Origin of the sequence: Burkholderia territorii (assembly GCF_902833055.1) — a bacterium.
GTDB lineage: Bacteria > Pseudomonadota > Gammaproteobacteria > Burkholderiales > Burkholderiaceae > Burkholderia > Burkholderia territorii.
The window spans coordinates 1-461 of the sequence record NZ_CADFEJ010000137.1 but is presented as its reverse complement, the minus strand read 5'-3'; the positions used below and the strand labels follow the sequence as shown (position 1 = coordinate 461).

Here is a 461-nt window from a genome sequence, read left to right as displayed (position 1 = left end):
GGCCGGTCAGGAGCGGCTGGCCGAGCGTGGTGGACAGCGTGGTGGCCAGGCCGGTGACGCTCGGGTCCTTGACCAGCGTGTTGACCAGCGGGCGCGCGTCGGCGAGCTTGGAGGTGGTCTTGGCGAGCTCGGCGGGCGACAGGAACAGCAGCGCGTCGCGTTCGAACAGCGGGCCGCCGGCCGGCAGCGTCTGGCTGCGCTGGGGGAAGGCGTCGTCGACGGCCTTTCCAAGTGCCGCCCATTGCGGTTCGTTGTCGATCAGCTTGCTGACATCGGTATTGATCTTGAAATGCTGGACGGTATAGACGCCGGCGAAGGCGGCGATCAGGAGCGACAGCACGACGACCAGGATCGGGCGCCGTACCGACCAGGCAACGAGTCGGACGAGTAGGGTTGTCAGCATTGGGCGGGCTGGCGGGGGCAGGCCTCGGGCAAAAGTGACCAAGTATACCGGCGCGGCG

Annotated in this window: 1 pseudogene; it reads right to left on the bottom strand. The window is 67.9% G+C overall.

Going from position 1 to position 461, the window contains the following annotated elements:
- Positions 1–403, bottom strand: a pseudogene (locus HW466_RS31405) (hopanoid transporter HpnN); the annotation flags it as partial.
- Between the last annotated feature and the right edge of the window lie 58 nt (positions 404–461).